The organism is Acidovorax sp. FW305-C-20-28 (assembly GCF_058783375.1).
Window position 1 is genome coordinate 1 of record NZ_JBYSYM010000025.1, and the last position, 25,506, is coordinate 25,506.

At 69.0% G+C, this 25,506-nt stretch carries 24 protein-coding genes; 11 read left to right on the plus strand and 13 right to left on the minus strand.

Features of this window, described 5'->3' with window-relative positions; genetic code table 11:
* Positions 1-126 precede the first annotated feature (126 nt).
* The 11 genes from AC3WOH_RS24615 to AC3WOH_RS24665 form a co-directional block, all read right to left on the minus strand.
* Positions 127-1,881, minus strand: coding sequence for an ABC transporter ATP-binding protein (locus AC3WOH_RS24615; RefSeq protein WP_492231957.1), 1,755 nt, complete (start codon positions 1,879-1,881; stop codon positions 127-129).
* The gene (locus AC3WOH_RS24620) at positions 1,878-2,825 is read right to left on the minus strand and encodes an ABC transporter permease (RefSeq protein ID WP_492231958.1); all 948 of its coding nucleotides are present in this window, start codon (positions 2,823-2,825) and stop codon (positions 1,878-1,880) included. The genes AC3WOH_RS24615 and AC3WOH_RS24620 overlap by 4 nt, the downstream gene beginning before the upstream one ends.
* A 39-nt stretch (positions 2,826-2,864) precedes the next feature.
* Entirely contained in the window at positions 2,865-3,851 is a 987-nt protein-coding gene (locus tag AC3WOH_RS24625) for an ABC transporter permease (RefSeq protein WP_492231959.1), read from the minus strand.
* Between the two features lie 13 nt (positions 3,852-3,864).
* Entirely contained in the window at positions 3,865-5,463 is a 1,599-nt protein-coding gene (locus tag AC3WOH_RS24630) for an ABC transporter substrate-binding protein (protein ID WP_492231960.1), read from the minus strand.
* 104 nt (positions 5,464-5,567) lie between these two features.
* On the minus strand, positions 5,568-6,488 hold the full coding sequence (locus AC3WOH_RS24635; RefSeq protein ID WP_492231961.1) for an NAD(P)H-binding protein: 921 nt from the start codon (positions 6,486-6,488) through the stop codon (positions 5,568-5,570).
* Between the two features lie 18 nt (positions 6,489-6,506).
* On the minus strand, positions 6,507-7,589 hold the full coding sequence (locus AC3WOH_RS24640) for an ABC transporter substrate-binding protein (RefSeq protein WP_492231962.1): 1,083 nt from the start codon (positions 7,587-7,589) through the stop codon (positions 6,507-6,509).
* Between the two features lie 35 nt (positions 7,590-7,624).
* Positions 7,625-9,277, minus strand: coding sequence for an ABC transporter substrate-binding protein (locus AC3WOH_RS24645; protein ID WP_492231963.1), 1,653 nt, complete (start codon positions 9,275-9,277; stop codon positions 7,625-7,627).
* Between the two features lie 43 nt (positions 9,278-9,320).
* Entirely contained in the window at positions 9,321-10,523 is a 1,203-nt protein-coding gene (locus AC3WOH_RS24650; RefSeq protein WP_492231964.1) for an acyl-CoA dehydrogenase family protein, read from the minus strand.
* A 10-nt stretch (positions 10,524-10,533) separates the two neighbouring features.
* A complete protein-coding gene (locus tag AC3WOH_RS24655; RefSeq protein ID WP_492231965.1) occupies positions 10,534-12,054 on the minus strand; it encodes an amidase in 1,521 nt (506 codons plus the stop codon).
* A 28-nt stretch (positions 12,055-12,082) separates the two neighbouring features.
* A complete protein-coding gene (locus AC3WOH_RS24660; RefSeq protein WP_492231966.1) occupies positions 12,083-13,672 on the minus strand; it encodes an ABC transporter substrate-binding protein in 1,590 nt (529 codons plus the stop codon).
* A gap of 28 nt (positions 13,673-13,700) precedes the next feature.
* Positions 13,701-14,888 (minus strand): LLM class flavin-dependent oxidoreductase, encoded by a 1,188-nt coding sequence (locus tag AC3WOH_RS24665; protein WP_492231967.1) that lies wholly within the window; start codon positions 14,886-14,888, stop codon positions 13,701-13,703.
* Positions 14,889-15,160: 272 nt separating this feature from the next.
* On the opposite strand from AC3WOH_RS24665, the gene AC3WOH_RS24670 reads away from it, so the two are divergent.
* From AC3WOH_RS24670 to AC3WOH_RS24705, 8 genes are all read left to right on the plus strand, one after another.
* Entirely contained in the window at positions 15,161-16,192 is a 1,032-nt protein-coding gene (locus AC3WOH_RS24670) for an aldo/keto reductase (RefSeq protein WP_492231968.1), read from the plus strand.
* Between the two features lie 10 nt (positions 16,193-16,202).
* The gene (locus AC3WOH_RS24675; protein ID WP_492231969.1) at positions 16,203-17,417 is read left to right on the plus strand and encodes an acyl-CoA dehydrogenase family protein; all 1,215 of its coding nucleotides are present in this window, start codon (positions 16,203-16,205) and stop codon (positions 17,415-17,417) included.
* A gap of 159 nt (positions 17,418-17,576) precedes the next feature.
* Complete coding sequence (gene msuE, locus AC3WOH_RS24680; RefSeq protein WP_492231970.1) at positions 17,577-18,158, plus strand: FMN reductase; 582 nt, start codon at positions 17,577-17,579, stop codon at positions 18,156-18,158.
* Between the two features lie 33 nt (positions 18,159-18,191).
* Entirely contained in the window at positions 18,192-19,169 is a 978-nt protein-coding gene (locus tag AC3WOH_RS24685) for a sulfonate ABC transporter substrate-binding protein (RefSeq protein WP_492231971.1), read from the plus strand.
* Positions 19,166-20,275, plus strand: a complete 1,110-nt coding sequence (locus AC3WOH_RS24690; RefSeq protein WP_492231972.1) for an aryl-sulfate sulfotransferase — start codon at positions 19,166-19,168, stop codon at positions 20,273-20,275. Before AC3WOH_RS24685 ends, AC3WOH_RS24690 begins: the two co-directional genes overlap by 4 nt.
* 153 nt (positions 20,276-20,428) lie before the next feature.
* Positions 20,429-20,863 (plus strand): DoxX family protein, encoded by a 435-nt coding sequence (locus AC3WOH_RS24695; RefSeq protein WP_492231973.1) that lies wholly within the window; start codon positions 20,429-20,431, stop codon positions 20,861-20,863.
* A 19-nt stretch (positions 20,864-20,882) separates the two neighbouring features.
* Positions 20,883-21,110 carry a hypothetical protein gene (locus AC3WOH_RS24700; RefSeq protein ID WP_492231974.1) on the plus strand — a complete coding sequence of 76 codons (228 nt, stop codon included), beginning with the start codon at positions 20,883-20,885 and terminating at the stop codon, positions 21,108-21,110.
* 14 nt (positions 21,111-21,124) lie between these two features.
* On the plus strand, positions 21,125-21,511 hold the full coding sequence (locus AC3WOH_RS24705; protein WP_492231975.1) for a DUF4398 domain-containing protein: 387 nt from the start codon (positions 21,125-21,127) through the stop codon (positions 21,509-21,511).
* A 5-nt stretch (positions 21,512-21,516) separates the two neighbouring features.
* Here the strand turns inward: AC3WOH_RS24705 and AC3WOH_RS24710 are convergent, their stop codons facing one another.
* Positions 21,517-21,939, minus strand: coding sequence for a gamma-glutamylcyclotransferase family protein (locus tag AC3WOH_RS24710; RefSeq protein WP_492231976.1), 423 nt, complete (start codon positions 21,937-21,939; stop codon positions 21,517-21,519).
* 80 nt (positions 21,940-22,019) lie between these two features.
* Positions 22,020-22,844: a MetQ/NlpA family ABC transporter substrate-binding protein gene (locus tag AC3WOH_RS24715; protein ID WP_492231977.1), complete on the minus strand. Its 825-nt coding sequence runs from the start codon at positions 22,842-22,844 to the stop codon at positions 22,020-22,022.
* Positions 22,845-23,115: 271 nt separating this feature from the next.
* On the opposite strand from AC3WOH_RS24715, the gene AC3WOH_RS24720 reads away from it, so the two are divergent.
* The 3 genes from AC3WOH_RS24720 to AC3WOH_RS24730 are packed head-to-tail and all read left to right on the plus strand — an operon-like array spanning position 23,116 to position 25,500.
* The gene (locus AC3WOH_RS24720) at positions 23,116-23,988 is read left to right on the plus strand and encodes a methionine ABC transporter ATP-binding protein (protein WP_492231978.1); all 873 of its coding nucleotides are present in this window, start codon (positions 23,116-23,118) and stop codon (positions 23,986-23,988) included.
* The gene (locus tag AC3WOH_RS24725; protein WP_492231979.1) at positions 23,981-24,643 is read left to right on the plus strand and encodes a methionine ABC transporter permease; all 663 of its coding nucleotides are present in this window, start codon (positions 23,981-23,983) and stop codon (positions 24,641-24,643) included. The genes AC3WOH_RS24720 and AC3WOH_RS24725 overlap by 8 nt, the downstream gene beginning before the upstream one ends.
* Before the next feature lie 32 nt (positions 24,644-24,675).
* Complete coding sequence (locus AC3WOH_RS24730) at positions 24,676-25,500, plus strand: MetQ/NlpA family ABC transporter substrate-binding protein (RefSeq protein WP_492231980.1); 825 nt, start codon at positions 24,676-24,678, stop codon at positions 25,498-25,500.
* The last annotated feature ends 6 nt before the right edge of the window (positions 25,501-25,506 follow it).

Sequence of the window (25,506 nt, forward strand, 5' to 3'; positions counted from 1 at the left end):
CTGTTTCTTTGCCTACTTTCTTTTTGCGCAAAAAGAAAGTAGGTGCGCCGCCGGGCGCACATCCCGGCTCCCGCACTCAACACAAACAGCAGAAGCAACCACAGCCCACAAACAGCAGAACCTCTATCAAGCCACCTTGCGCTGCTCCGCCCGCGGCACAGCAGCAATCAAACTCCGCGTGTACGCATGCTGAGGCGCCGCCCAGATGCTCTGGTGATCGCCCGACTCCACGAACCGGCCCTGGTGCATCACCAGCACCCGGTCCGCGATGTAGCGCACCACCGCCAGGTCGTGCGAGATGAACAGGTAGGACAGCTGGAATTCTTCCTTGAGCTCCACCAGCAGATTCAGGATCTGCGCCTGGATGGACACATCGAGCGCCGACACCGGCTCGTCGCAGATCACCAGCGATGGCCGCACCACCAGCGCGCGGGCGATGCCGATGCGCTGGCGCTGCCCGCCCGAGAACTCGTGCGGGTAGCGGTTGCCGGCGTCGCGCGGCAGGCCCACGCGGTCCAGGATGGCGGCGATGCGGCGGTGCCGGTCCTGGCGCGAGCGGTTGCCGTGTACGTACAGCACCGTGTCCAGGATGTCGTAGACGGTGCGGCGGGGGTTGAGCGAGGCATACGGATCCTGGAACACCATCTGCATGCGCTGGCGCCAGGGCTGCAGGGCCCGGCCCGCGAGGCGGGTGAGGTCCGTGCCATCGAACACGATGCGACCGGCCGTGGCGGGCACCAGGTGCAGCAGCGTCTTGGACAGGGTGGATTTGCCGCAGCCCGACTCGCCCACCAGGCCCACGGTCTCGCCCACGCCGATGGTGAAGGACACATGGTCCACCGCGCGCACGGTGCCGGTGCGGGGGGCGTAGTCGGTGCGCAGGTTCTCCACCGCGAGCAGGGGCTGCGCCGCGGCAGGGGATTCCCCGCGTGGCGGCGCCGCCTTGGGAATGTGCAGGTCGAAGCTGCGCTGGCCGGTCTCGGGATCCCGGCGCGGCTGGATCTCGGGCAGGCGCGCGTCGGTGTAGTGCAGGTCCCGCCCGGCATGCAGCGAGGCACCGAGCAGGCCGCGTGTGTAGGGGTGCGAAGGGGCGGAGAAGAGCTGGGTCGCGCTGGCCTCCTCGACCTTCTCGCCGCCATACATCACGGCCACGCGGTCGGCCCACTGGGCCACCACGCCCAGGTCGTGCGTGATGAGCAGCAGCGACATGGACAGCTCGCGCCGCAGCCGGTCCAGCAGCTCCAGGATCTGCGCCTGGATGGTCACGTCCAGTGCCGTGGTGGGCTCGTCGGCCACCAGCAGGCGTGGGCGGCAGGCCACGGCCATGGCGATCATCACGCGCTGGCGCTGGCCCCCCGAGAGCTGGTGCGGGTAGTCGTCCACGCGCCGCTGGGGCTCGGGGATGCGCACCAGGTCCAGCAGCTCGATGGCGCGCTGGCGCGCTGCCGTGGCCGACAGGCTTTCGTGCTGGCGCAGGGTCTCGGCGATCTGCGTGCCCACGGTGTAGACCGGGTTCAGCGAGGTCATGGGCTCCTGGAAGATCATGGAGATCTCGCGCCCGCGCAGTCGGCGCAACTGGTCCAGCGGCAGCTGCACGATGTCGCGGCCATCGAACAGGATCTGGCCGCCGATCTGCGCGCCGGGTGCCAGCAGCCGCAGCAGCGCCAGCGCCGTGGTCGATTTGCCGCAGCCCGACTCACCCACCAGGGCCAGGGTCTCGCCCTGGTGCAGTTGCAGGTCGAGCCCGCGCACGGCATGCAGCATGCCTTGCGAGCCCTTGAAGCGCACGTCGAGCTGGCGGATGTCGAGCAGCAGGGGGGCGCGCTGCGTGCCAGTGGCGCCATCGCCGTGTACCGGGTGGATCAGGGTGGAGTGGCTCATCGCAGGCCTCGCAGGCGGGGGTTGAAGGCGTCATTGAGGCCGTCACCGACCAGGTTGAGCGACAGCACGGTGAAGATGATGGCGGCGCCGGGGATGGCGGTCAGCGTCCAGGCGGTGCGCAGTTGCTCGCGCCCCTCGCCGATCATGCTGCCCCAGGAGACCACGTTGGGGTCGCCCATGCCCACGAAGGCCAGCGCCGACTCGATCAGGATGGCCGTGGCCACCAGCACCGAGGCGGTCACGATGACCGGGGGCAGGGCGTTGGGCAAGATCTCCTGGAAGATGATGCGCAGGTCCGAAAAGCCCTGGCTGCGGGCCGCCAGCACGAACTCGGACTCGCGCAGCGAGCGGAACTCGGCCCGCACCAGGCGCGCGATCACGGGCCACGAGGCCAGGCCGATGGCCAGCACGATGACCTTGGCCGAAGGCTGGCCGATGGCCACGATCACGATCACCAGCAGGAAGGTGGGCACGGTCTGGAACAGCTCGGTCAGGCGCACCAGCAGGTCGTCCACCCGCCCGCCGAAGTAGCCCGCGACGGACCCGACCAGGATGCCGATGAGCACGCTGACCGTGGCCGCCGACAGGCCCACCGCGAGCGAGACCCGCGCGCCATGCACGATGCCGGCCGCCACGTTGCGGCCCAGCGAATCGCTGCCCAGCGGAAACTCGGCCGACTGCAGCGGCGGCAGCAGCGGGCGGGTGGCCATGTCGAGCGGGTCGTTGGGAAAGAGCACGCCCGCCAGCACGGCCAGGCTGGCCACCAGCAGCAGGATCAGCACGCCGCTCACGGCCGCCGGGTTGCGCACGAAGGCGCGCAAGGCCGCATGGCGCTGCACGGCGATGGGGGCGGGGCTGTCATCCAGCGCGCTGGGGGCGGGGGATGCGCCGCGGATGAGCCGAAGGAAGCGGCTCTGGGGGGAAGGGGGGGCAGCAGTGGTCATGGCAAGGGAATGGAGGCCGCAGGTGCGGCAGAAAAGGCGTCAACGGACCTGGATGCGCGGGTCGAGCCAGGCGTGCAACAGGTCCACCAGCATGTTGGCCACGATGACCAGCAGCGAAGACAGCAGCAGAATGCCCAGCAGCACGTTGTAGTCGCGTGCCAGCACGGATTCGAGCGCCAGGCGGCCCAGGCCCGGCCAGCTGAAGACCGACTCGACCACGATGGCCCCGCCCAGCAGCGTTCCGAAATGCATGCCTGCCACGGTGGTCACGGGGATCAGCGCGTTGCGCAGCACATGGCGCAGCGTGATGGCCACCGGGGTCAGGCCCTTGGCGGTGGCCGTGCGCACGAAGTCCTGGTGGCTCACCTCCAGCATGGCGGCGCGCGTGAGGCGCGAGAAGATGGCCACGAAGAAGCCCGCCATGGCCAGGGCCGGCAGCACCAGGTGGCGTGCGGCGTCCTTGACCAGCGCCCAGCCGGTCAGCCCGGCGCCGATGGTGAGGTTGCCGCCGGTGGGCAGCCAGCCGAGCTTGACCGAGAACAGCACGATGGCCATCAGCCCGAGCCAGAAGCCCGGCGTGGAGTACAGCAGCAGCGCCAGCACCGAGAGCACCCGGTCCTGCCACCGGCCGACCCAGGTGGCCATGATGGTGCCCAGCAGCACACCCGTGGCCAGCGCCAGGCCCAGGGCGGTGACCATGAGCAGCAGGGTGCTGCCCAGGCGCCCGCCGATCAGCTCCAGCACCGGCTGGTTGTGGCGTGGCGACACCCCCAGGTGGAAGTGGGCCAGGTTGTTGAGGTAGGCCAGCAGCCGGTCCAGGAGCGGCAGGTCCAGCCCGAAATGGGTGCGCAGCTGGGCCATGGTCTCGGCCGTGGCCGAGCCCGACTCGGCCGCGATCACATCGGCCGCGTCGCCGGGCACCAGCTGCAGCAGCAGGAAGTTGAGCACCACCACGCCCAGGACGGTGGGCACGGCCTGCCAGGCCGTGCGCCGAAGGGTGTGGCCGACGCGCGAGAGCGTGGTCATGGGCGCAGGTCTCTCAGGGCGTGGCGAAGTACAGGTCGGCAAAGCTGCCGCGCACATGCTCGCCCGTGGGTGCGTAGTCGCGCACCTTCTTGGCCACCACCGTGATGTTGGGGTTGGCGCCGAACTCGATGGACGGGATGTCGGCCGCCACGGCCTTCTGGAAGTCGAAGAACAGCTGGCGGCGCTTGGCCTCGTCCACCTCGACGGCGGCGGCTTCGAGCAGCCGGTCCACCTCGGGGTTGCTGTAGTGCGGTGCGTTGGAGAACGGCAGGCCGACCTTGAAGTTCTTGGACCAGAAGATGCGCTGCACGCCCACCGAGGGGTCGAAGATGTTGGTCAGGCTCTCGGCCGTGATGTCCCACTCGCGGTCGGTATAGGCCTTCTTCACGTAGGTGGCGAAGTCATAGGTCTCCACCGCGGCATCGATGCCGATGCGGCCCAGCGACTGGCGGATGAAGTCGGCCGAGCGGCGCTCGACAAAGGGGTTGTAGAGCACACGCAGCTTCAGGCGTGTGCCGCTGGCGTCCTTCTTGAAGCCGGCCGCATCGAGCGCGGCCTCGGCCGCCTTGGGGCTGTAGGCGATGCGCTGCACGCTGGCGTCGTGGTAGCGGCTGTGCGCGCCGATGGGCGTGGCCGAGAGCTTGCCCAGGCCATACCACACGGTGTTGTTGTAAGCGTTGGCGTCGATGGCCTGGGCGATGGCGCGGCGCACCTCGATGTTCTTCAGGGCCGGTGTGTCTAGGTTGAAATACACCTGCTGGTGGTTGCCCACATAGGGCGAGATGCGCGTGTCGATCTCGATGCCGGGCAGTTTCTTGAAGCGCTCCACATCCGACAGCGGAATGGAACTGCCGGCGCTCAGGTCGATGCTGCCGGACTCCAGGCCCGCGGCCCGGGCCACGCCGTCGGTGATGAAGCGCACCACGATCTTGTCGAGGTAGGGCTTGGGCTTGTCCCAGTAGTTCGGGTTGCGCTCCAGCAGCACATGGCTGCCCTGCACCCATTCCTTGAAGACGAAGGGGCCCGTGCCCACGGGGGCGCTGTTGTACTTGCTGGTGTTGGCGTCGGTGCCGTCGTACAGGTGCTTGGGCACGATGGGCGATTCGGCCGCCGACAGCGCCGTCAGCAGAAAGGGCGAGGGCTTGGAGAGCACCACCACGGCGGTGTGGGCGTCGGGGGTCTTCACCTCCACCACGTTGGCGAAGCTGCCGCGCCCGCGCGGGTGCACCTGCTTGAGCGTCTGGATCGAGTAGGCCACATCGGCCGAGGTGAAATCCTTGCCGTCATGCCACTTCACGCCCTTGCGCAGGGTGAAGGTGTACTGCAGGCCGTCCTTGCTGACGGCCCAGGCCGTGGCCAGCTGGGGCCTGGGCGCCAGGCTCCAGTCGTAGGTGAGCAGGCCTTCGACCACCTTGGGCCCGATCTCGGTGTTGCCGCCGGCCGTGGTGGTCAAGGGCACCAGCGACGAGGGCACGGGATTGACGGCCCAGTTGAGCGTGCCGCCGTGGCGCGCCTGGGCCAGGGCCGACAGGCTGACCAGGCCGGCCAGGCCGAGCACGGCGGCGGTGCGTTTCCACGGGAGGGCGGGGCGCTGCGGGGGGCGGGACAACATGGGATTCCTTTGCATGAGAGCGTGTGTATGGACAAGCCCCAATGTGGCAGGCCCCCCGGGGCGCTACAACGAACGTTTCTGAGTAAGCAAGTGCTACTTTGTACTTACGCCGGCGCTGTGGCAGGGGGAGCCGCCAGCGCCTGCCGTGCCTGCTCGGCAGCGTGCTCGCGCACGCTGCGCGCGGGCCGGCCGAGCACGCGCTCCACGGTGGAGCTGACCTCGCGCGCCGCCCCGGCGGCGATCAACTGCCTGAACTGCGCATGCACCTGCGCCGTGAATGCCGGCAGACCGGTGTGCGCATCGGCTGCGTGCCCTGGCGCCTGCACGGCCACCGTGCGGCGCAGCACCGCACTGGCTGCTGCGGCCAGGTCGCCAAAGTCGAGCGATTCGGGGCCCGTCAGCACCCAGGGCCCACCATCGGGTGGCGCTCGCACTGCCGTTTGCAGCAGGGCCGCCACTGCCGCATCGGCGATGTCGCGCGCATCGATGTAGGCCACGCGGGCGCCGCCAAAGGGGTCGGTGAGTGCATCGCCCTGCTGCAATTGCGCGCCCAGCCGCCCCAGCGCCACCTGGGCCCAGGCGTTGGGCTGCAGCACCACATGCGCGATGCCCGATTGCGCGAGCTGGCGCTCGGCCGCAGCATGCAGGTCGCCCGAGAGCGAGCGCCCCTGCGGCGCGATGGTCCAGGCCGAGCCCGAGAGCTTGACGATGCGCTGCACCCCCGCGCGCTGCGCGGCCGCGATGGCATGGCCCTGGTGCACTGCCAGCAGCGGGTCGATGGGCGAGAGCAGGAACAGATGGGTCACGCCGCGCAAGGCGGCATCCAGTGTGGCGGGCTGGCCCAGGTCGCCCCCGGCGATCTCCACGCCGGGGCCGAGCAGATCGCGCGCGCGTTCGGGCTGGCGCGCCAGGGCGCGCACTGCCACGCCCTGGGCCCGCAGGCGTGGCACCAGCAACTGGCCGAGCTTGCCGGTGGCGCCCGTGACGAGCACGCGCAGACCCCGGGCCGAAGATTCCGTGGTCATCTGGCGGTCTCCCTCGCGTCAGGCAGCCAGTGGCAGCGCAGTGGCCGCCTCGGTCTGGGCGCGCAACTGGACCAGCGGGCGCGGGTCCACCCATTCGCCCAGTGCGAAGTCGCGCGGCAGAAAGCCCCACGCCAGCAGAAAGTCCTTGAAATGGCCGATGGCATCGACCAGCGGCGCATCCAGGCTGAGGCCCAGATGGCGGTGCACTTCGGGCCCGTTGGAGGCGAGCACCGCCTCCTCGGTGGTGGCGATCTCGCGGGCCACGAAGCGCAGGGTCTCATCAGGGTGCTGCCCGGCCCAGTGGCTGGCACGCTCGACCACGCCGAGCAGGCGCACCACCAGGTCGGGGCGCTGGTCGGCCAGGGCGGCGTCCACCGTCAGCGTGCGCGGCGTGCCGTTGTTGATGCGCACCTTGGGGTCAGGGTGATTGCCGAACTCGGCCACCACCTGCGCGCCGATGAGGTTGGCCACCACGATGCCCTCGGCCCCCTTGACGAAGATGGCGTCGGCCTCACCGCGCACCAGCGCCTGCACCTCGGCAAAGTACGGGTGGCGCCGGCGCAGCCCATGCAGGCTGGGCTCGCCCGCGGCGATGATGACCGACTCCTCGATCGGCAGGTCCACCAGCACCACGTCCTGGTGCGTGAGCCCGGCCAGCGACAGGCCCGATACCGTGCCCTTGAGCGCCGTGGCGCGGTGGAAGTCGATCAGGTCGTTCACGCGCCGCGGGATGGCGATGCGCTTGCCCGCCAGCTGGGCGGCGCTGGTGAGGCCGCTGCCCGGCAGGGCGATGAGGGCCTGGAACTCGTCGGTCCAGGTGATGGCCACCAGGCGAGTGTCGCGCCCGCTGGCCCGCGCCCAGATGGGCGGGATGTTGCCGCCCTGGCGGAAGGACCAGGCCAGGTGGTGGTCGAAATGGCTTTCGCGCACGCTGCGGTCCTTGGAGTCGATGATGGACTCGATGGCGATGCCGTCCGGGGCGAAGGCCTCGGCCAGCCAGCCCAGGCGCGCCGCAATGCCCAGGGGCGAGGGCACGGGGCAGCGCGTGTACCAGAGCTTGTCCGGCCGGGGTTGGTGGGCCGCGGTGGTGTGTGTCGTCATGGCAGTTCCTCCTGTGGATGGGCGGGCCGGCCTGGTCAGGCCTTGGCCAGCCAGACATGGGCGAGGTTTCCGGCCGGGCCGTCGCCGCCCACGGTGTGGTTGCGCACGCGGCGGTCGGCAATGGTGTAGGTGTCGGGCGCCACGAGGTTGATGTCGGGCAGGTCGCGGATGATCAGGCGCTGGAACTCCGTGATGAGCTGGATGCGCTTGGCTTCGTTCGTCTCGATGGAGGCGGCCTCCAGCAGGCGGTCCACCTCGGCGTTGCTGTAGGCCGAGCCGTTGGAGAACGGCAGGCCGCGCTTGTAGTTCTTGGACCAGTACAGGCGCTGGATGCCCACCGTGGGGTCGAAGGTGTTGCTCATCGCGCTGATGTGCAGGTCGAAGTCGCGGTCGGTGTAGACGCGCTTGATGTAGGTCGCGAAGTCCTGCGAGTTGATCTGCAGTTCGATGCCGATGCGCGACAGCGACTGGCGCAAAAACTCGGCCGTGCGCAGCCCGCCTTCGTTGGGGATGGGCGTGGCGCGCAGCTTCAGGCGCAGGTTGCCGCCGGCCTTGCCGCGGGGCAGGCCCGCTTCGTCGAGCAGCTTCTCGGCCTGCTTGGCGTCGTAGGGCAGCACGGGCAGGTCGGGCACGTAGTACTTCTTGAGCGTGTTGCTCACCGGGCCGGGGATGAGCTTGCCCTGGCCGTACCAGGCCACCTTGAGCAGGTTGTCGCGCTGGATGGAGTGGGCGATGGCCTGGCGCACGCGCAGGTCCTGCAGGGCCGGGGTCTCCAGATTGAACTCGGTGCGGTAGATGGAGTTGATGTACTGGTAGCCGTTGTTCTCGAACACCAGGTTGGGCTTGGCGCGCAGGCGCTCCACGTCGGCCAGCGAGACGGGCGAACCCGGGGCCAGGTGCACCTCGCCGCTCTCGATGGCTGCCGAGCGTGCCGCGGCATCGGGGATGAAGCGCACGATGAGCCGGTCGATGTAGGGCTTGCCCTCGTCCCAGTAGGCCGGGTTGCGCTCGAAGATGGCATGGCTGCCGCGCACCCATTCCTTGAAGATGAAGGGCCCCGTGCCGACCGGCGCATTGTTGGCCGGGTTGGCATCGGCCTTGCCCGTGCTGTACAGGTGCTTGGGTACGATGGGCGTCTCGGACGCGGCCAGCGCCGACAGCAGGTAGGGCACGGGCTTGGCCAGGCGCAGCACCACGGTGTGGGCGTCGGGCGTCTGCACCTCGCTCAGCGCGGCGAAGGTCGCGCGCCCGCGCGGGTGGAATTCCTTGACCAGGTTCAGCGAATGCGCCACGTCGGCCGAGGTGAAGGGCTTGCCGTCGTGCCATTTCACGCCCTGGCGCAGCTTGAAGGTGTACTGCAGGCCATCGGCGCTGGCGGTCCAGGAGGTGGCCAACTGCGCCTTGGGGTTCAGGTCGAAGTCGTAGGTCAGCAGGCCTTCGGTGACCTTGCCCGAGATCAGCACCGAGGCATTGGCCGTGTGCGCGATGGTGGTCAGCGTTGGCGGCTCGGGAAAGATGAGCAGCGTGAGCGAGCCGCCGCGCTGGGGCGCTTCGCTGCCCTGTGCCTGGGCCCAGGGCACCAGGGTGGCAAGGCCCAGGCCGGCCGTGCCCTGGAGGAAGGCGCGGCGCGAGGCATCGCGCTGCATGGCAGCGGCGGCAAGGGTGTGGATATCGTCGAAAGAAGGCATGGATGGACAGAACGGTGTGGGAGTGAATCGGTGGCAGGCCGCGCTATGCCGCGGCCTGCAGCGCCGCGCGCCCCGCATGGGTGCGCAGCAGCTTGTTGGGCGGGGCGTGGATCAGGCTGCACAGCACATTGCGGTGGTGCCGCTCCAGCGGATTGCGCCGAGCCAGGCCGTGGTTGCCGGCCAGCTCGAAGGCCGCTGTGACAGCCTGGGCGGCGTTGTCGGTCACCACCTGCTTGACCAGCGCGCCCAGGTGGTCGGGTGCGGTGCCCGCGTCGTAGGCCTGGGCGTGGCTGTGCAGCAGCCAGGCATTGGTGGCCAGCAGTTCCTCGATGTGGCCCACCGCGTCCTGCACGGCGGGCACGCTGGCCAGTGCGGCACCGCCCAGCGCGCTGGGCTTGCGCGCGTTGAGGAACTGCAGCAGCCAGTCGCGCGCTGCACGGGCCGCCCCGTCGTAGACCGCGCCCACCTGGCTGAAGTACCAGGCGATGGTGGTCGCGTCGCGCCGCAGGCCCAGGTGCGCCGGCCGCAGGCCCACGGTGTGGGTCAGCGGCACGGCGGCGTCGTGGAACAGCACGTCGTGGCTGGCCGTGGCACGCATGCCCACGGGGTCCCAGGTTGCGACCACCTGCACGCCGGGCGCATCGCGCCGCACGAGAAAGCTGCCCAGGCGCGGATCGGGCTCGTCGGTCACGGCCAGCACGCTGATCCAGGAGAGCAGGGGTACGCCGGTCACATAGAGTTTGTGGCCCGACAGGCGCCAGCCATCGCCCACGCGCCGCGCGACCGTAGCCGGCAGGCCGCCGTGCGAAGGCGAGCCCAGCGCCGGCTCCACCTGGGCGGCGTTGAGCAGCGAACGGCCTTCGAGGGATTCGGCGATCAACTGCCGCGCCAGCGCTTCGGGCCATTCGTCCGAGCCCTGGCGCAGGCTGCGCGCGATGTGGCCGTGCAGGCTGTAGTGCATGGACAAAATCAGCGCCACCGACGGGTCGCCATAGGCGATGGCGCTGATGACCTCGCGCGCCACAGCCAGCCCGGCGCCATGGCCGCCGTGGGCGCTGTCAATCGTCAGGCGCAGCAGGCCGGCGGCCTGCAGGGCCGCGAACTGCGCTTCGGGCGGGGCGCCGCTCTGGTCGTGCTCGGCGGCCAGCAGGGCGAAATCGCGGCCCAGCTGGCGCGCATGCGCGATGAGATCCGCGTGCGCGGCGGACTGGGGCGAAGCCTGCAAGGGCTGTGACAGGTCGCTCACCGTGCTTCTCTCAGTTTTCCAGGCCTGGCGGCACCTGGAAGCCGCCATACACCTGCTCCAGCAGGTGGGCGAAGTGGATGCTGGTGTGGTCTTCGAGGTAGGGCCCCACGGCCTGCGCGCCGATGGGCAGGCCATCGCCGTCCAGCCCCAGCGGGAAGCTGGTGGCCGGCAGGCCGGGCAGCACCGGCAGGCCAGCCCAGGTGAACAGGTCCTGGAAACGCACCTGCCGGGTGCCGTCCTCGAAGGCCACGGGGTAGCTGCGTTCGTCCTTGGGCTCGCTGTGGTTGTGCGCAAAGGCCTGGGTGGCCAGCACGGGCGTGACGACCACGTCCACCTGCTCGAACAGCTGTTCCCATTGCTGGCGCAGCTTCAGCCGCGCCTCGTTGTCGTGCAGCCAGGCGCGGTGCGAGAGGCTGAACGATCGCAGCCAGGCGGCATCGGCACTGGTGTCGTCGGGCTGCAGGGCATCGAGGCGGGCCTGGGCCGCAGCCGAGAGGGCTGGCGGCTCGGCCAGCGAGGAACCGAGCAGGCTGCGGTAGACGCGGTGCGCCTCGGCCAGGTCGGGCAGCAGGCCGGCGGGCAGGTCGATGGGGCGCAGCACCCGGCTGCCCTGGGTGCGCAGGCGCTCCACCACGCGCTCGGTGGCCACGCGCTCCGCCACGCTGCGCTCGGTGCCAGGGAACTGGTCGATCACCAACACGCGGTAGTCGGCCAGCCGCTGGTGGCGCGGCGCGGGCAAGGTGGCGCGCCAGGCCTTGGCCTGAAGGGGGTCGAGGTTGAGCAGCAGGTCCAGTGCCAGCGCCAGGTCGGCGGCAGTGCGCGCCAGCGGGCCGGCCACGCTCAGGTCGCGGTCGGCCAGGCGCCCGGCGGGCAGGCCTGTGCCGCGCAGTCCGATCAGGCCCTGCGTGGGCTTGTGACCGTACACCCCGTTGAAGTGCGCGGGGATGCGGATGGAACCGCCGATGTCCGAGCCCAGCTCCAGCGCCACATAGCCTGCGGCCAGCACGCCGGCCGAGCCGCCCGAGGAGCCGCCGGGCGTGCGCGCCACGTCCCAGGGGTTGTTGCTCACCCCGTACAGCGGGTTGTAGCTTTGCAGGTCGGCCAGGGCCACGGGCACATTGGTCTTGCCCAGCACCACGGCACCGGCTTCGCGCAAGGCGCGCACCACCCAGGAGTCCTGTGTCGCCACGTTGCCCGCGTGGGCGGGGTTGCCCGTGGCCGTCACCAGGCCCTGCACGTCGAAGGACTCCTTGACCGTGATGGGCACGCCCAAGAGCGGCTTGCGCTCGCCGCGCGCCAGGGCCTCGTCGGCCGCGCGGGCGGCGGCGCGGGCCTGCGCGAAGTCGCGCACGGCCACGAGGTTGAAGGCCGGGTCGTGCCGGGCGATGCGGGCCAGGCTGTGCTCCAGCAGGGCGCTGGCAGTGACACGGCCTTCGGCCAGCGCGCGGGCCTGCTCGCTGGCGCTGGCAAAGCTGAGTTCGGCCGCAGGGCTGCGGGCGTCGGACGGTACGGGTGCGGTGGCGGTGCTCATGGTGGCTCCTTGGTGGCGGTGGTGCGGGTTACTTGCGGGGCTGCAGCCAGGTGTCGGCCAGGTCGCCGGCCGTCAGGTCGATGCTGTTGACGAGCTGGTGCACGCGGGTGCTGTAGACCTGCAGTGCCGAGGGCACGGTGACCAGCGGGTAGGCCGGCAGGTCGCGCCCCACGGTCTGCTGGATCTGGCGGAACTGCGCGGCGCGGCGGGCTTCGTCGACCTCGGTCGCGGCCTGGGCGAAGAGTTCGTCCACCTTGGGGTTGTCGTAGTGCGCCGCGTTGATCCAGATCAGCGGGTTTCTCACGCCGTCGCCCCAGTAGATGCGCTGCACGCCCACAGTGGGGTCGTACAGGCGGCCCAGGCCATTGATGTTGAGGTCGAACTCGCGCGCCGTGTAGGCACGCTTGAGGAAGGTGGGCAGGTCACCGTCCAGGACGTCCACGCGGATACCCACACGCGCCAGCGAGGAGCGCAGAAAGTCCGAGCTGCGCTTGAAGTCCGCACCCGGGATGTTGGTGAGCTTGAGCGTGAAGCGCGTGCCGCCGCCCTGGCGCGGGTGGCCCGCCTGGTCGAGCAACTGGTTGGCGCGCGCCACGTCGTAGGGGTAGTTGAAGCCGCTGTCGTCGTAGTAGCTGGTGAACACCTTGGGGATGGGCGAGTTCACCACTTCGCCGCGCTGGTACCACACCACGCTGCTCAGCGCGGTGCGGTCGATGGCATGGGCGATGGCGTGGCGCACGCCGGGCTTGGCCAGGATGGGGTTGTCAAGGTTGTATTCGAGGAAGACGGCGTTGTTGAGGTAGGCGTCGTAGGTGTCCTCCACCTTGAGCTGCGGGTTCTTGCCCAGGCGCTCCAGGTCGGCCAGGTTCACGTTGCTGGCCACGTCCACCTCGCCGGCCTCCAGTGCGGCCGAGATGGCCGCCTTGTCGGGGATGAAGCGGAAGATGAGGCGGTCCAGGTGCGGCGTGCCGCTGCGCCAGTAGTTCGGGTTCTTGCGCAGGATGATGTGGCTGCCGCGCACCCATTGCTCGAAGATGAAGGGCCCTGTGCCCACGGGGGCCGTGGCATTGGCGCTGGCCAGCGGGTCGCCGTCGCCATAGCGGTGGGCCGGCACGATGGGCAGCTCGGCCGAGGACAGCGCCTTGATGAGGTAGGGCGCGGGCTTTCCGAGCACCAGCACGGCGGTGTGGGCGTCGGGCGTGTCCACGCGCTCCACGTTGGCCAGGGTGATGCGCCCGCGCGGGCCCTGCTTCTTCTGTGTGAGCACCGAGTAGCGCACGTCGGCCGCGGTGAAGTCCTTGCCGTCGTGCCACTTCACGCCCTTGCGCAGCTCGAAGGTGTAGCGCAGGCCGTCGGGGCTCACGCTCCAGCGCGTGGCCAGCAGGGGCTGGGGCTTGAACTGGGCGTCGTAGCGCAGCAGCCCCTCGGTGATCTTGGCGCTGATGTTGCGGATGCGCGTGTTGGTGTCCAGCAGCGAGACCAGGATGGGGGGCTCGATGTCGCTGGCATAGGTCAGCGTGCCGCCCTTGACCGGGGTGGTGTCGGCAGCGGGCTGGGCCAGTGCCATGGCGGGCAATACGGCGAAGGCGAGGTGGGCGAAGGTGCGGTGGAGAGCCATGGGGTGGGACGGTGTGGGTGGAGTGTGGTCACAAGCGCAGGCCGGCCTGCTTGAGCAGGGGCAGGATGCGGTCACCGAAGAATTCGAGGTCGGGCTTGAAGTCGAAGAAGCTCAGCTGCAGGCCATCCACGCCTGCGCGCTTCAGGGCCACGAACTGCTCGACCACCTGCTCGGGCGTGCCGATGACCTCGATGTTTCCGCCGATGGCGCGGCGCTTGGGCGCATCCACGCCGACGCGGCCTTTCCAGGCATGGGCGTCGCTGTCGAAGCCGTTGAAGCCCTGGGGCGAGCGGTGGTCCTGCGCGGCCACGATGGCATCGTGGTAGGCCCAGGTCTCGGCCTCGGTCTCGCGGCTGATGACCATGGGGTTGAGCAGGGTGCGCACCTCGCGCCCCTGGGCCCGCGCGGCGGCCTTCACGCGCGCCGTGTGCGCCGGCAGCGCGGCGATGGCGCTGGCGAAGTCCGAGCCCGCAGGGCTGGTGATGAAAACGATGTCCGAGTAGCGCGCGGCAAACTCGATGCCCGCGTCCGAGCCCGTGGCGTTGACCAGCACCGGGCGGCCAAAGCGCGGCTTGGGCGAGACGAAGGCGCCCTGCAGCTTCCACGAAGAATTGCCTTCGTAGGAGTAGTTCTCGCCGTCTGTCCACAGGCGCTGCACCACCTCGAGGAACTCGGCCGCCAGCTCGTAGCGGCGGTCGTGGTCGATGCGGTCCCAGCCAAAGGCCTCGTGCTCCACGGCGCGGTGGCCGGTCACCACGTTGATGCCCCAGCGCCCGCCCGAGATGTGGTCCAGCGTGCTGGCCCACTTGGCCAGGTGCAGCGGGTGCAGCGGCCCGTAGAGCACGTGGATGGTGGAGATCAGGATGATGCGCTGCGTGACGCCGGTGAGCGCCGCAGTGGTCATGAAGGAGTCGAGCGCATTGCCGTCGAACACACCACCGTAGCCGCCCTTGGGCAGCCACTGCGACAGGGCGAAGACGATGTCGAAGCCCAGCGCCTCGGACTTGAGCACCAGGTCGCGGTTGTAGGCGAACTGCCAGTCGGTCGTGCGGGGCAGGGTGGAGGCGCTCCAGCCCCCGGCCTGGATGGGCAGGAACAGGCCGAGCAGCAGGGGCTGCTTCAACGCTTCGGACAGAGGGCTTTCGGCAAAGTCGGTGGGCGCGGTGAAGCGGTCGAGCCCGACCAGCGCGCCTGCGCGGTGTGTGATGGTTGTCATGGAGGCAATCGGCACGCCCTGCACGCGGTGCGGCAGGGCCGGAATGGAGACCCGTGCATTGCACCCAATATCGGGGCCGGCCGCAGAGTTCTTTCCGCATTTGCATATGCGGACATCTGCACCGATGAAGCTTGTGCCGGCATGGAGGCCTGCGCTTGGAAGCTGGGCGGCTATCGATATGCGCGCAGCGAGTTTGTGCTTTGCCAGGCCCTGCCTACCATGCGCGGCTGGCCGGCATCGGCCGCGTGCCACCACCCCTTCCCGGAGCCTTCTTGACCACCTACCACTACCTGGGCCGCAGCGGCCTCAAAGTCTCGCGCCTGGCGCTGGGCACCATGATGTTCGGCGGCCCGACCGACGAGGCCACCTCGCATTCCATCATCGCGGCGGCCAAGGCCAGCGGCGTGAATTTCATCGACACGGCCGACGCCTACCAGAAGGGCCGCACCGAGGAGATCGTGGGCCGCGGTATCCGCCATGACCGCGACGACTGGGTGCTGGCCACCAAGTTCGCCAATCGCATGGGCGAGGGCCCCAACCGCAGCGGCATCTCGCGCAAGTGGATCATCGATGCGGTCGAGGGCAGCCTGCGCCGCCTGGGGACCGATTACATCGACCTGCTGTACTTTCACCGCACCGATTTCAACGCCCCGTTGGGCGAGGCCGTGCGGGCCATCGGCGACCTGGTGCGTGCGGGCAAGCTGCGCTATTTCGGGGTCTCCAACTTCCGCGGCTGGCGCATTGCCGAGGTGGTCCATCTGGCCGATGCCGAGGGCATCGACCGGCCCGTGGCCAGCCAGCCGCTGTACAACATCGTGAACCGCACGGCCGAGGCCGAGCAACTGCCCGCCGCCGCGGCCTATGGCCTGGGCGTGGTCTCGTACAGCCCGCTGGCGCGCGGGGTGCTGACCGCCAAGTACGACGATGGTGCCGCGCCCGAAGCCGGTTCGCGCGCGGCACGCGCCGACAAGCGCCTGCTGGAGACCGAGTGGCGCCCCGAGTCGCTGGCCATCGCGCGCCAGATCCGCGACGACCTGGCGGCGCGGGGCGTGAACCCCGCCGACTTCGCCGTGGCCTGGGTGCTCAACAACCGGCTCATCACCTCGGCCATCGCCGGGCCGCGCACACTGGCGCAGTGGGAGGGCTATGTGCACGCGCTTGGCTACCAGTTCACCCCCGAGGACGAGGCCCTGGTCAACCGCCTGGTGGCGCCGGGCCATGCGTCCACGCTGGGCTTCACCGACCCCAGCCACCCCGTGGAGGGCCGCGTGGCCCAGGTGGCGGCTGCGGCCGCGGCACGGTAAGGAGGGCAGCATGGCACATACCGTTCTGCAGCTGCCGCGCACGCGCGAAGCCATCCTCGCCGGCATTCCTGCCCTGGCCGAGGCCGTGGGCCAGGGCGCGGCCCAGCGCGAGGCCGACCGTTCGCTGCCCTACGAGGCCTTTCGCCTGGTGCGCCAGTCGGGCCTGGGCGCGCTGCGCATCGGCAAGGCCGACGGCGGGCCCGATGGCTCGGTCGAAGACCTGATCGGCGCGCTCGCCACGCTGGCCGCGGCCGACTCCAATGTGGCGCATGCGCTGCGCATCCACTTCAACGCCACCGAGGCCTTGCGCCTCACGCCGCCCAGCCCGCAGCGGCAACTGCAGGTGCAGCGCACGCTCGAAGGCGCGCTGTTCGGCGGCGCCTACACCGAGCGCGGCACCGAGCGCGCGGGCCTGACCCACACTGCGCTGGTGCGCGAGGGCGACCACTTCCGGCTTTCGGGCCGCAAGTTCTACGCCACGGGCACGGCGTTCTCGGACTATGCCAACGTGAGCGTGCTCGACGAAGAGGGCACGCTGGTCACGCTCAACCTGCCGGTGGACCGCGAGGGCATCGCCATCCTGGACGACTGGGACGGATTTGGCCAGCGGCTCACGGCCAGCGGTTCCATCGTGTTCACCGATGTGCTGGTGCATGCGCACGAGGTGCAGCCGCGCGATGCGGGTTCGCTGGTGGGGCGCCATACCTCGGCGCTGCGACAGCTGCACCTGGTGACCGCGGCGGCCGGCGCGGTGCGCAATGTGCTGGCCGATGCCACACGCTATGTGCGCGATCACGGCCGCCCGACCATGCACAGCCCGGCCGCCACGGCGCGCGAAGACCACTTCAACCAGTTGGTGGTGGGTGAGCTGGCGGCCGCCTCGCACGCCATCGACGCGCTGGTGCTCGACAACGCGCGCTGGCTGGACCGCTCGGCCCAGGCCATTGCGGCAGGCGCTCCGCAGGCGGCCGACCTGGTGCTGCAGGGTGCCCTGGCCACGGCCAAGACCCAGACCGTGGTGGCGCGCCTGGCCCTGGGCGCGGCCGAGCGCATGTTCGAGGCGGGCGGTGCCTCGGCCACCTCCAGCCGCCACAACTTCGACCGCCACTGGCGCAACATCCGCACCATCTTCAACCACAACCCGCTGCTGCAGAAGACGCGGGTGCTGGGGGACTACCAGCTCAATGGCGTGACCACGCACCTGGAGGAAGGGCGGGTGTTCTGAGACCCGTTGCCGCGTGCTGCGCATATCGATAGCCGAAATGCTTCTAGCGCGCAGGTGCCGCGCGACAGCGCTTCGCGGCACAGTGGAAACCCTGCCTGCGCCGCCTTGCATTCGCCGGGACGGCGTCCCCGTTTTTGTTCCAACCCACACCGTTCCACCATGGCCAGAACCCCCAAGATCGTCGCCGTCTCCGGCGGCCTGCAGCGCCCCTCCCGTACCCTGGCGCTGGTGCAGCATCTGCTCGAAGGCTTTGCCGATGCCTACCCGGCCGACACGCGCCTGATCGAGCTGGGCGAGCTCGTGCCCCAGTTCGGCGCCGTGCTGCAGCGCGCGCAGCTGCCGCCGGCCGTGGAGTCGGTGTTGCGCGAGATCGAGACCGCCGACCTGCTGCTGGTGGCCAGCCCCATCTACCGCGGCACCTACACGGGCCTGTTCAAGCACCTGTTCGACTTCGTGCACCACGAGGCATTGATCGACGTGCCTGTGCTGCTGGCCGCCACGGGCGGCAGCGACCGGCATGCCCTGGCCATCGACCACCAGCTGCGCCCGCTGTTCAGCTTCTTCCAGGCACACACCCTGCCCATCGGCGTGTATGCGACCGACAAGGAGTTCGACAACTACCGCGTGGCCAGCGATGCCCTGCAGGCGCGCATCGACCTGGCGGTGCAGCGTGCCGTGCCCGTGCTGCGCCAGCGCGCGCAGGCCGGGGCGGTGGAAATCCCCGTTCTTTCGCTCGCCTGAGCCTTGGTCCCCCACTTTCCGACAGGAGTTCCCTTGCATACCTCTCAACCTTCCCTGCGCCGCCGCACTTTCATCGCAGCGGGGGCAGGGGCCGCGGCCGCTGCGGTTACGCCCGCCTGGGCCCAGGCGCCCCTGCCCAAGGAGGTGCGGATCGGCTTCCAGAAAGGCTCGGCCATCCTGGTGCTGGCGCGCAAGCAACAGGTCATCGAGGCGCGCCTGAAGGCGCTGGGCGTGCCCAGCGTGAAGTGGATCGAATTCCAATTCGGCCCGCCCTTGCTGGAGGCGCTGGGCGCTGGCGCGGTCGACCTGGGGTCGGTCGGCGACACGCCCCCGGTGTTCGCGCAGGCCGGAGGCTCCAACCTGGTCTACGCCGCCGCCACGCCCTCGGCCCAGCATGCGGTGCTGGTGCCCAAAAACTCGCCCATCAAGACCCTGGCCGACCTCAAGGGCAAGAAGGTGGCTTTCGGCAAGGGGTCGAGCGCGCACAACGTGACCGTCAAGGCGCTGGCGACCGCTGGCCTGTCGTTCAATGACATCGTGCCGACCTATCTCTCTCCGGCCGATGCGACCGCTGCATTCAACGGCGGCAACATCGACGCCTGGGTGGTCTGGGACCCGTACTACGCCATCGCCGAAGAGAAGTACGGCGCGCGCGTGGTGGCCGACACCACGGACCGGCGCCTGGCCAGCTCGTCCTACTACATGGCCGGCAAGGATTTTGCGGCGCGCCACCCGCAGGTGCTGGCCAGCGTGCTGGATGAATTGCGCAAGCTCATCCTCTGGTCGGGCGAGAACCGCGACGAGCTGGCCGCCCTGGCGGCCGAGGCCACGGGCATCGACGTGAAGTCGTGGTCGGCTGCGTTCAAGCGTGCCGAGTTCTCGCTGGGCCCGGTGACCGATGCCCATGTGGCGCAGCAGCAGCAACTGGCCGACACCTTTCAGTCGCTGGGCATCATTCCACGCAAGATCAACGTGCGCGACATCGTCTGGCGTGGACCCCCGGCGCCATGAGCGCGGGCGTCGACCAGGCCACCCAGCGCAGGCGCGGGGTGGGCCTCATCGCGCATGACGCGGCGCAAAGCTTTGGCGGCTATACGCTGATCGCCCCGCAGACCGCCGGGGGCCGTGTGTTCCTGGTGGACATCCATGGCACTGTGGTGCACGAATGGCAGCTGCCGGTGCGCCCGGGCCGGCACGCCGTCATCCTGCCCAATGGCAACCTGGGCTACAACGGCAGCCACGCCGATTCGCCCGACCTGTATGCCCCCTGGTCCATGTGGCATGGCGGCGACTTCTACGAGGTGACTCCTGCCGGCGAGGTTGTCTGGCGCTACGAGGACCCGACCCACCACCACGATGCGCAGTGGCTGCTGAGCGGCCATCTGCTGTATGCCGCCTGCGAGCGGGTGGACGAAGGCTTCGCGCAGCGCGTTCCCGGTGGAACGGGTGACCCGGCAACGCCCCTGTACGCCGATGTGGTGCGCGAGGTCGATCGCAGCGGCCGGCTGGTGTGGGAGTGGCATGCGGCCGAGCACCTGGACCCGGCGCACTTTCCCATCCACCCGGGCTTTGGCCGCTACCACTGGCCGCTGGTGAATGGCCTGGGCACCACGGCCGATGGGCTGGTGCTGATGAGCCTGCGCACCACCTCGGGCGTGATCGGCGTGGACCGCGCAAGCGGCCAGGTGCAATTGCACATTCCACCCGAGCTCGTATCGCACCAGCATGCGCCGGTGGCGCTGGACAACGGCCACATCCTGGTCTTCGACAACGGCAACTTCCGCACGGGCTCGCACGTGGCCTTTTCGCGCGTGCTGGAGATCGACCCGGCGGATGGCCAGCGCATCGCCTGGCAGTACCAGGACGAGACGGCCCACCTGTTCTATTCGCCCTTCATGGGCAACGCCCAGCGGCTGCCCAATGGCAACACCCATGTCACGGAGTCGTCCACCGGCCGGCTGTTCGAGGTGACGCCTGCCGGGCAGGTGGTGTGGGAGTACGTCATCCCCTGGTTTGCCGAGTACCCGGATGCCGCTGCCCGCAAGACCGGGCCTGGGCAGCTCAACAGCGTATTTCAGACCTTCCGCTACGCGGCGCACCAGATACCCTGGCTATAGCCCGGTGTTGCCCACCCCAACGGAAACCGCATCTGCAAACTCGCATTCGTTCGTTGGTTGGCAAGGGGGTTGTGCCCAGAATTCCCAGGGTGCTGTCGCTGCAGATCCGCAGCGCACGGCCTTCTGTTCTTACCTCTGGATGGGACCCTCGCCATGTCGCTTCGCAATCCTGAACTCCTGGCACCGCGCGTGCTGTCCGTGCTGCGCATCGTTTCTGCCTTCCTGCTGCTCCAGCATGGATCGGCCAAGTGGTTCGGCGTGCCCCATGTCGCCTTCTTCGACAACCTGCAGCCGCTGTCGCTGCTCGGCGTGGCCGGTGCCCTGGAGCTGGTCGGCGGCGTGTTGCTGCTCATCGGCCTGTTCACACGGCCCACGGCCTTTGTGCTGTCGGGGCTGCTGGCCTTTGCCTATTTCATCGGGCATGCGCCCAAAGGCAATGTGATCGTGCCCTTCCTGAACCAGGGCGAGGCCGCGGTGCTGTTCTCCTTCGTGTTCCTGTACCTCGCCGCGGCCGGTGCCGGGCCCTGGAGCGTGGATGCGCGCCGTGCCAGGTCGCCTGCCCCGGCCCCGGTGCCCGCAGCCGTGTGATCCACCGCACTGGACTGCCATGTACCCCTTGTCCATCGAAGACCTCGACCCCAGCCCTGGCGGCACGGTGTTCTGGAAGATCCTGCCCGGGCTGGCCGTCGCCATGCTCGTGGTCTGTGCACTGGCGCTGATCGCCAGCTTTCTCATCGTCACATCGGCCAGCGCGAAGGTGCGCGAAGGCCCCCACGAATCCGTGGGTGGACCTTCCGCGGGGCTGCTGCAGCAGCAGCCCGCCAACCGGCCTTGAGATCCCAGACCACCATGCCTGTGCGCACCATCGTCTTTCTTTCTGCCATGGCAGCGCTCGCCCTCGCGCTGACTGCCTGCGCCAGCGCTCCCTCCATGGCCCTGGAGCGTGCCCGTGCGGCGGTTGCAGCAGCGCATGCCGATCCCGCCGTGGCCCGCCATGCGCCTGCCGAGCTGGTGCGGGCCGCAGAGGCCCTGGCCCATGCCGACCGCGTGTGGCGCAAGACACACGACGAGGCCCAGACCAACCACCTGGCCTATATGGCCGCCCTGCAGGCCGAGGCCGCTGCCCGCATGGCCCGCTCGCGCCTGGTGGCGGCCGGGGCCCGGCCGGCGGACCCCGAAGGCGTCGACCGCATCAGCCTGGGTGCTGGGACACGGGCGCCGGCCGCTGGTCGATAGGCCGCCTAGGGTTGGCGTTTGCGGTAGAGGGCTGCGTGCGACAGCCCGTATTCGGGCAGGGGCCCCAGGCGCACATGCTGGGGCTGTACCTGGTCGGCAGACTTGAGGTAGGCAAACACCTGCAAGGGCGAAGCGGCCGGGGTGGCGGCTGGGATGACCTTGATGGTGCTGCGCCGGTAGCCATCAGATTCGTGTACCCGCTCCAGCAGGTCCATTTTCTGCAGCGCGGGCGCATCCACCTCGAAGACCTGGCCCGTGACCGGGTGACCGGTTCCGGGCGCATCAATCATCCAAGGGGAGTGCCGCTCGCCCACCAGGTACAGCGGATAGGGATCGCAGGTGGTGAAATCCCCCGGCACATGCGTGCCCAGGTTCTCATGAAAATTGGGAAAGCCCTGCTTGAGCGTTCCGAAGACAAAGACCAGCATGGGGCGTGCAGGGGGATGGATTGCGGGGCCGATTGTCGCGCACCCGGCCCCGCCTGTGCTGCCTGGCAGAGCCGGCCCGATCAGAACGCCGGCACGAGTGCGCCGTTGAACTTGGTCTCGATAAAGCTCTTCACCTCGGGCGACTGGTAGGCCTTGACCAACTGCTTGGCCCAGGGCTGGTCCTTGTCGGCGCGGCGCACGGCGATCAGGTTGGCGTAGGGGCTCTTGGGCGATTCCTTGATCACCGCGTCCTTGGCGAGCGACAGGCCGGCCTTCTCGGCATAGTCGTTGTTGATGGAGGCGATGGTCAGGTCGTCCAGCGAGCGCGGCAGCTGCGCGGCGTCCAGGGGCACGAGCTTGAGCTTCTTGGGGTTGGTGAGCACGTCGAGCGGCGTGGCAGTGTTGTTCTTCACCGCCTCGGGCTTCAAGGTGATGAGCTTGGCCTCCTGCAGCAGCAGCAGGGCACGGTTGCCGTTGGAGGGGTCGTTCTGGATGCCCACCGTGGCGCCGTCGGGCAGCGCATCCAGGCTCTTGATCTTGCGCGAGTAGAAGCCCAGCGGCGCGGTGATGGTCAGGCCCACGGGCACGATGTCGAAGCCGCGCGCCTTGTTCTGGTTGTCCAGGAAGGGCTGGTGCTGGAAGGCATTGGCGTCCAGGTCGCCGGCCGCCAGGGCGGCGTTGGGCAGCTGGTAGTCGTTGAAGACGATCACGTCGATGGCCAGGCCGTCGCGGGCGGCGACCTTCTTGACGACTTCGAAGATCTGTTCGCCATTGCCCACGGAGACGCCCACCTTGAGCGTCTTCCTGTCCTGCGCATGCAGGGTGCTGTAGGGGGCCAGCAGGGCGATGGCGGCCAGGGAGATGGCCGTGGCGGCGGCTGTGCGGCGGCGGATGGTGTGCAGCATGTTTCCTTCTTGCTTGCGTGGTGGATGAACAAGCCGCCGACTGTGTGCGCGCCACGCACATTGCCCAACGAAGGAATGCGCGCAAGCTTATGCACGCGCTGGTGCGGCCTGCCCAGTCCAAGCGCTTACTTGAAAAACGCATAAGCACGCGCCGAATGCGTCGTTCCGTGGTGCGCGCCGCGTTCCCATACTGGGTGCATCTGTTTGTTCCAGAAGGTCTGCCTGGCCCGGGTGCGCACTGCACTGCCGGGTGCGGCGCCTTCGTTGTCCCATGACCGTTGTTTCACCCTTGCATCCCCACCCTTCCGGTACCGCGCCCGTGATCCGGCTCGAATCCGTGCAGAAGTCCTTCACCCTGCCCAACGGCGAGCGCTTCGATGCCGTGCGCGCGCTCTCGCTGGACATCCATGCCGGCGATATCTTCGGCCTGATCGGCAAGAGCGGTGCGGGCAAGTCCACGCTGCTGCGCCTGATCAACCTGCTGGAGCGCCCCGACGCGGGCCGGGTGATCGTGGGTGGGCGCGACCTGACCACGCTCTCGCGTGCCGAGCTGCGCGATACGCGCCAGAGCCTGGGAATGATCTTCCAGCAGTTCAACCTGATCCAGAACGCCACGGTGGCCGACAACGTGGCCTTTCCACTCAAGATCCACGGCCACCATTCGCGCGCCGAGATAAAGGCGCGCGTGCGCGAGTGCCTGCAGCTGGTGGGGCTCGAATCCAAGATCGACAGCTACCCCGCCCAACTCTCGGGTGGCCAGAAGCAGCGCGTGGCGATTGCCCGTGCCCTGGCGCCCCGGCCCAAGGTGCTGCTGTGCGACGAGCCGACCTCGGCGCTGGACAGCGAGACCACGCAGGAGCTGCTGGCCACGCTGCGCGACATCAACCAGCAGATCGGCGTGACCATCGTCATCGTGACGCACGAGCTGCCGGTGGTGGAGCTGCTGTGCCGCCAGGTCGCCATCCTGGAGCAGGGCGAGCTGGTGGAGCAGTTCGCCGTCGATGCACCGCCCGCGCAGCGCCTGACCGCGCTGGGCCGCGAGATCGATGCGCTGGTGCGCCGGCGCGCGCGCGACGCTCGGGAAGAAGCTGCTGCCAGCCAAGCGGTACGCGCCAACGCAACGCAGGGGGTGGCCTATGCCTGAGAACATCCTCGCCATCCTGCCCGAGCTGGGCGTGGCCGTGGGCCAGACCTTTCTGATGCTGGCCATCGGCCTGAGCGCGGCGCTCTTGATCGGCGGGCCGCTGGGCATTCTGCTCTTCTTGCTGAGCCCGGGCCAGTCGCTGGCCAACCGGCCGGTGCACCTGGTGCTCAACTGGCTTGTGAACACGGTGCGCTCTTTCCCTTTCATCATTTTGCTGGTGGCGCTGGTGCCGTTCACGCGGGTCATCGCGGGCACGTCCATCGGGCCGCTGGCGGCTGCGGTGCCACTGTCGGTGGCGGCCATCCCCTACCTGGCGCGCCTGGTGGACCAGTGCCTGCGCGAGGTGCCGCGCGGCGTGATCGAGGCGGCCCACGCCATGGGCGCGAGCGAGCTGCAGATCATCTGGCGCGTGCTCGTCGTCGAGGCGCGCTCCGGCCTGGTGCTGGCCTTCACGGTGCTCGCGGTGAGCTTTCTGTCCTACTCGGCCATCGCCGGCGTGGTGGGTGGTGGCGGCATCGGCGACCTGGCCATCCGCTACGGCTACTACCGCTTCCAGACCGACGTGATGGTGCTCACCGTGGCCCTGCTGGTGGTGCTGGTACAGATCATCCAGTTCGTCGGCACGGCCACGGCGCGCCGGCTGGACAAGCGCTGAACCTTTTCTTCCTTTTTTTTCGAATCACTTCCATGAACAACGCATTGCTCCGCCGTTCCGTCCTTTCCCTGTCGCTGCTGGCACTGTCCGCCGGCATGTTGCCCCTGGCAGCCAATGCCCAGGCGGCCAAGAAGGAGCTCACCATCGGCGGCACCGCCGGCTCCAACATCGACCAGCTCAAGCAGGGCATCGTGCCCCTGCTGGAAAAGAAGGGCTACAAGGTCAAGCTGGTCGAGTTCAACGACTACGTGCAGCCCAACCTCGCGCTGGCCCAGGGCTCGCTCGATGCCAACTTCTTCCAGCACCTGGTCTATCTGAAGAAATTCGCGGCCGACCAGAAGCTCGACCTCGTGGAGCTGGTGCAGGGCCCCATCGCACCGCTGGGCGTCTACTCCACCCAGCGCAAGACGCTGACAGAAGCCAGGGACGGCGACCGCTTCACGCTGCCCAACGACCCGAGCAACCTGGCGCGCGCACTGGTGCTGCTGGAGCAGAACAAGCTCATCACGCTCAAGGCCGGCATCGACCCGATCCGTGCGTCCGAGAAGGACATCGAGCAGAACCCGCGCAAGTTCAAGTTCATCCCGCTCGAAGCGGCGCAACTGCCGCGCTCGCTCGGCGATACCGAGTACGCCATCATCAATGGCAACTTCGCGATCTCTTCGGGCCTCAAACTGACCGAGGCCGTGGCGCTGGAGAAGACGCCCGACCACTACCTCAACGTCGTGGCCGTCAAGCGCACCGACAAGGATGCGCCCTGGGCCAGGGACCTGGTCGAGGTCTACCGCTCCAAGGACTTCCAGGCCGTGGTGGACAGCAAGTTCCGCGGCTACGCCAAGCCGGCCTTCCTGCAGTAAGGCACG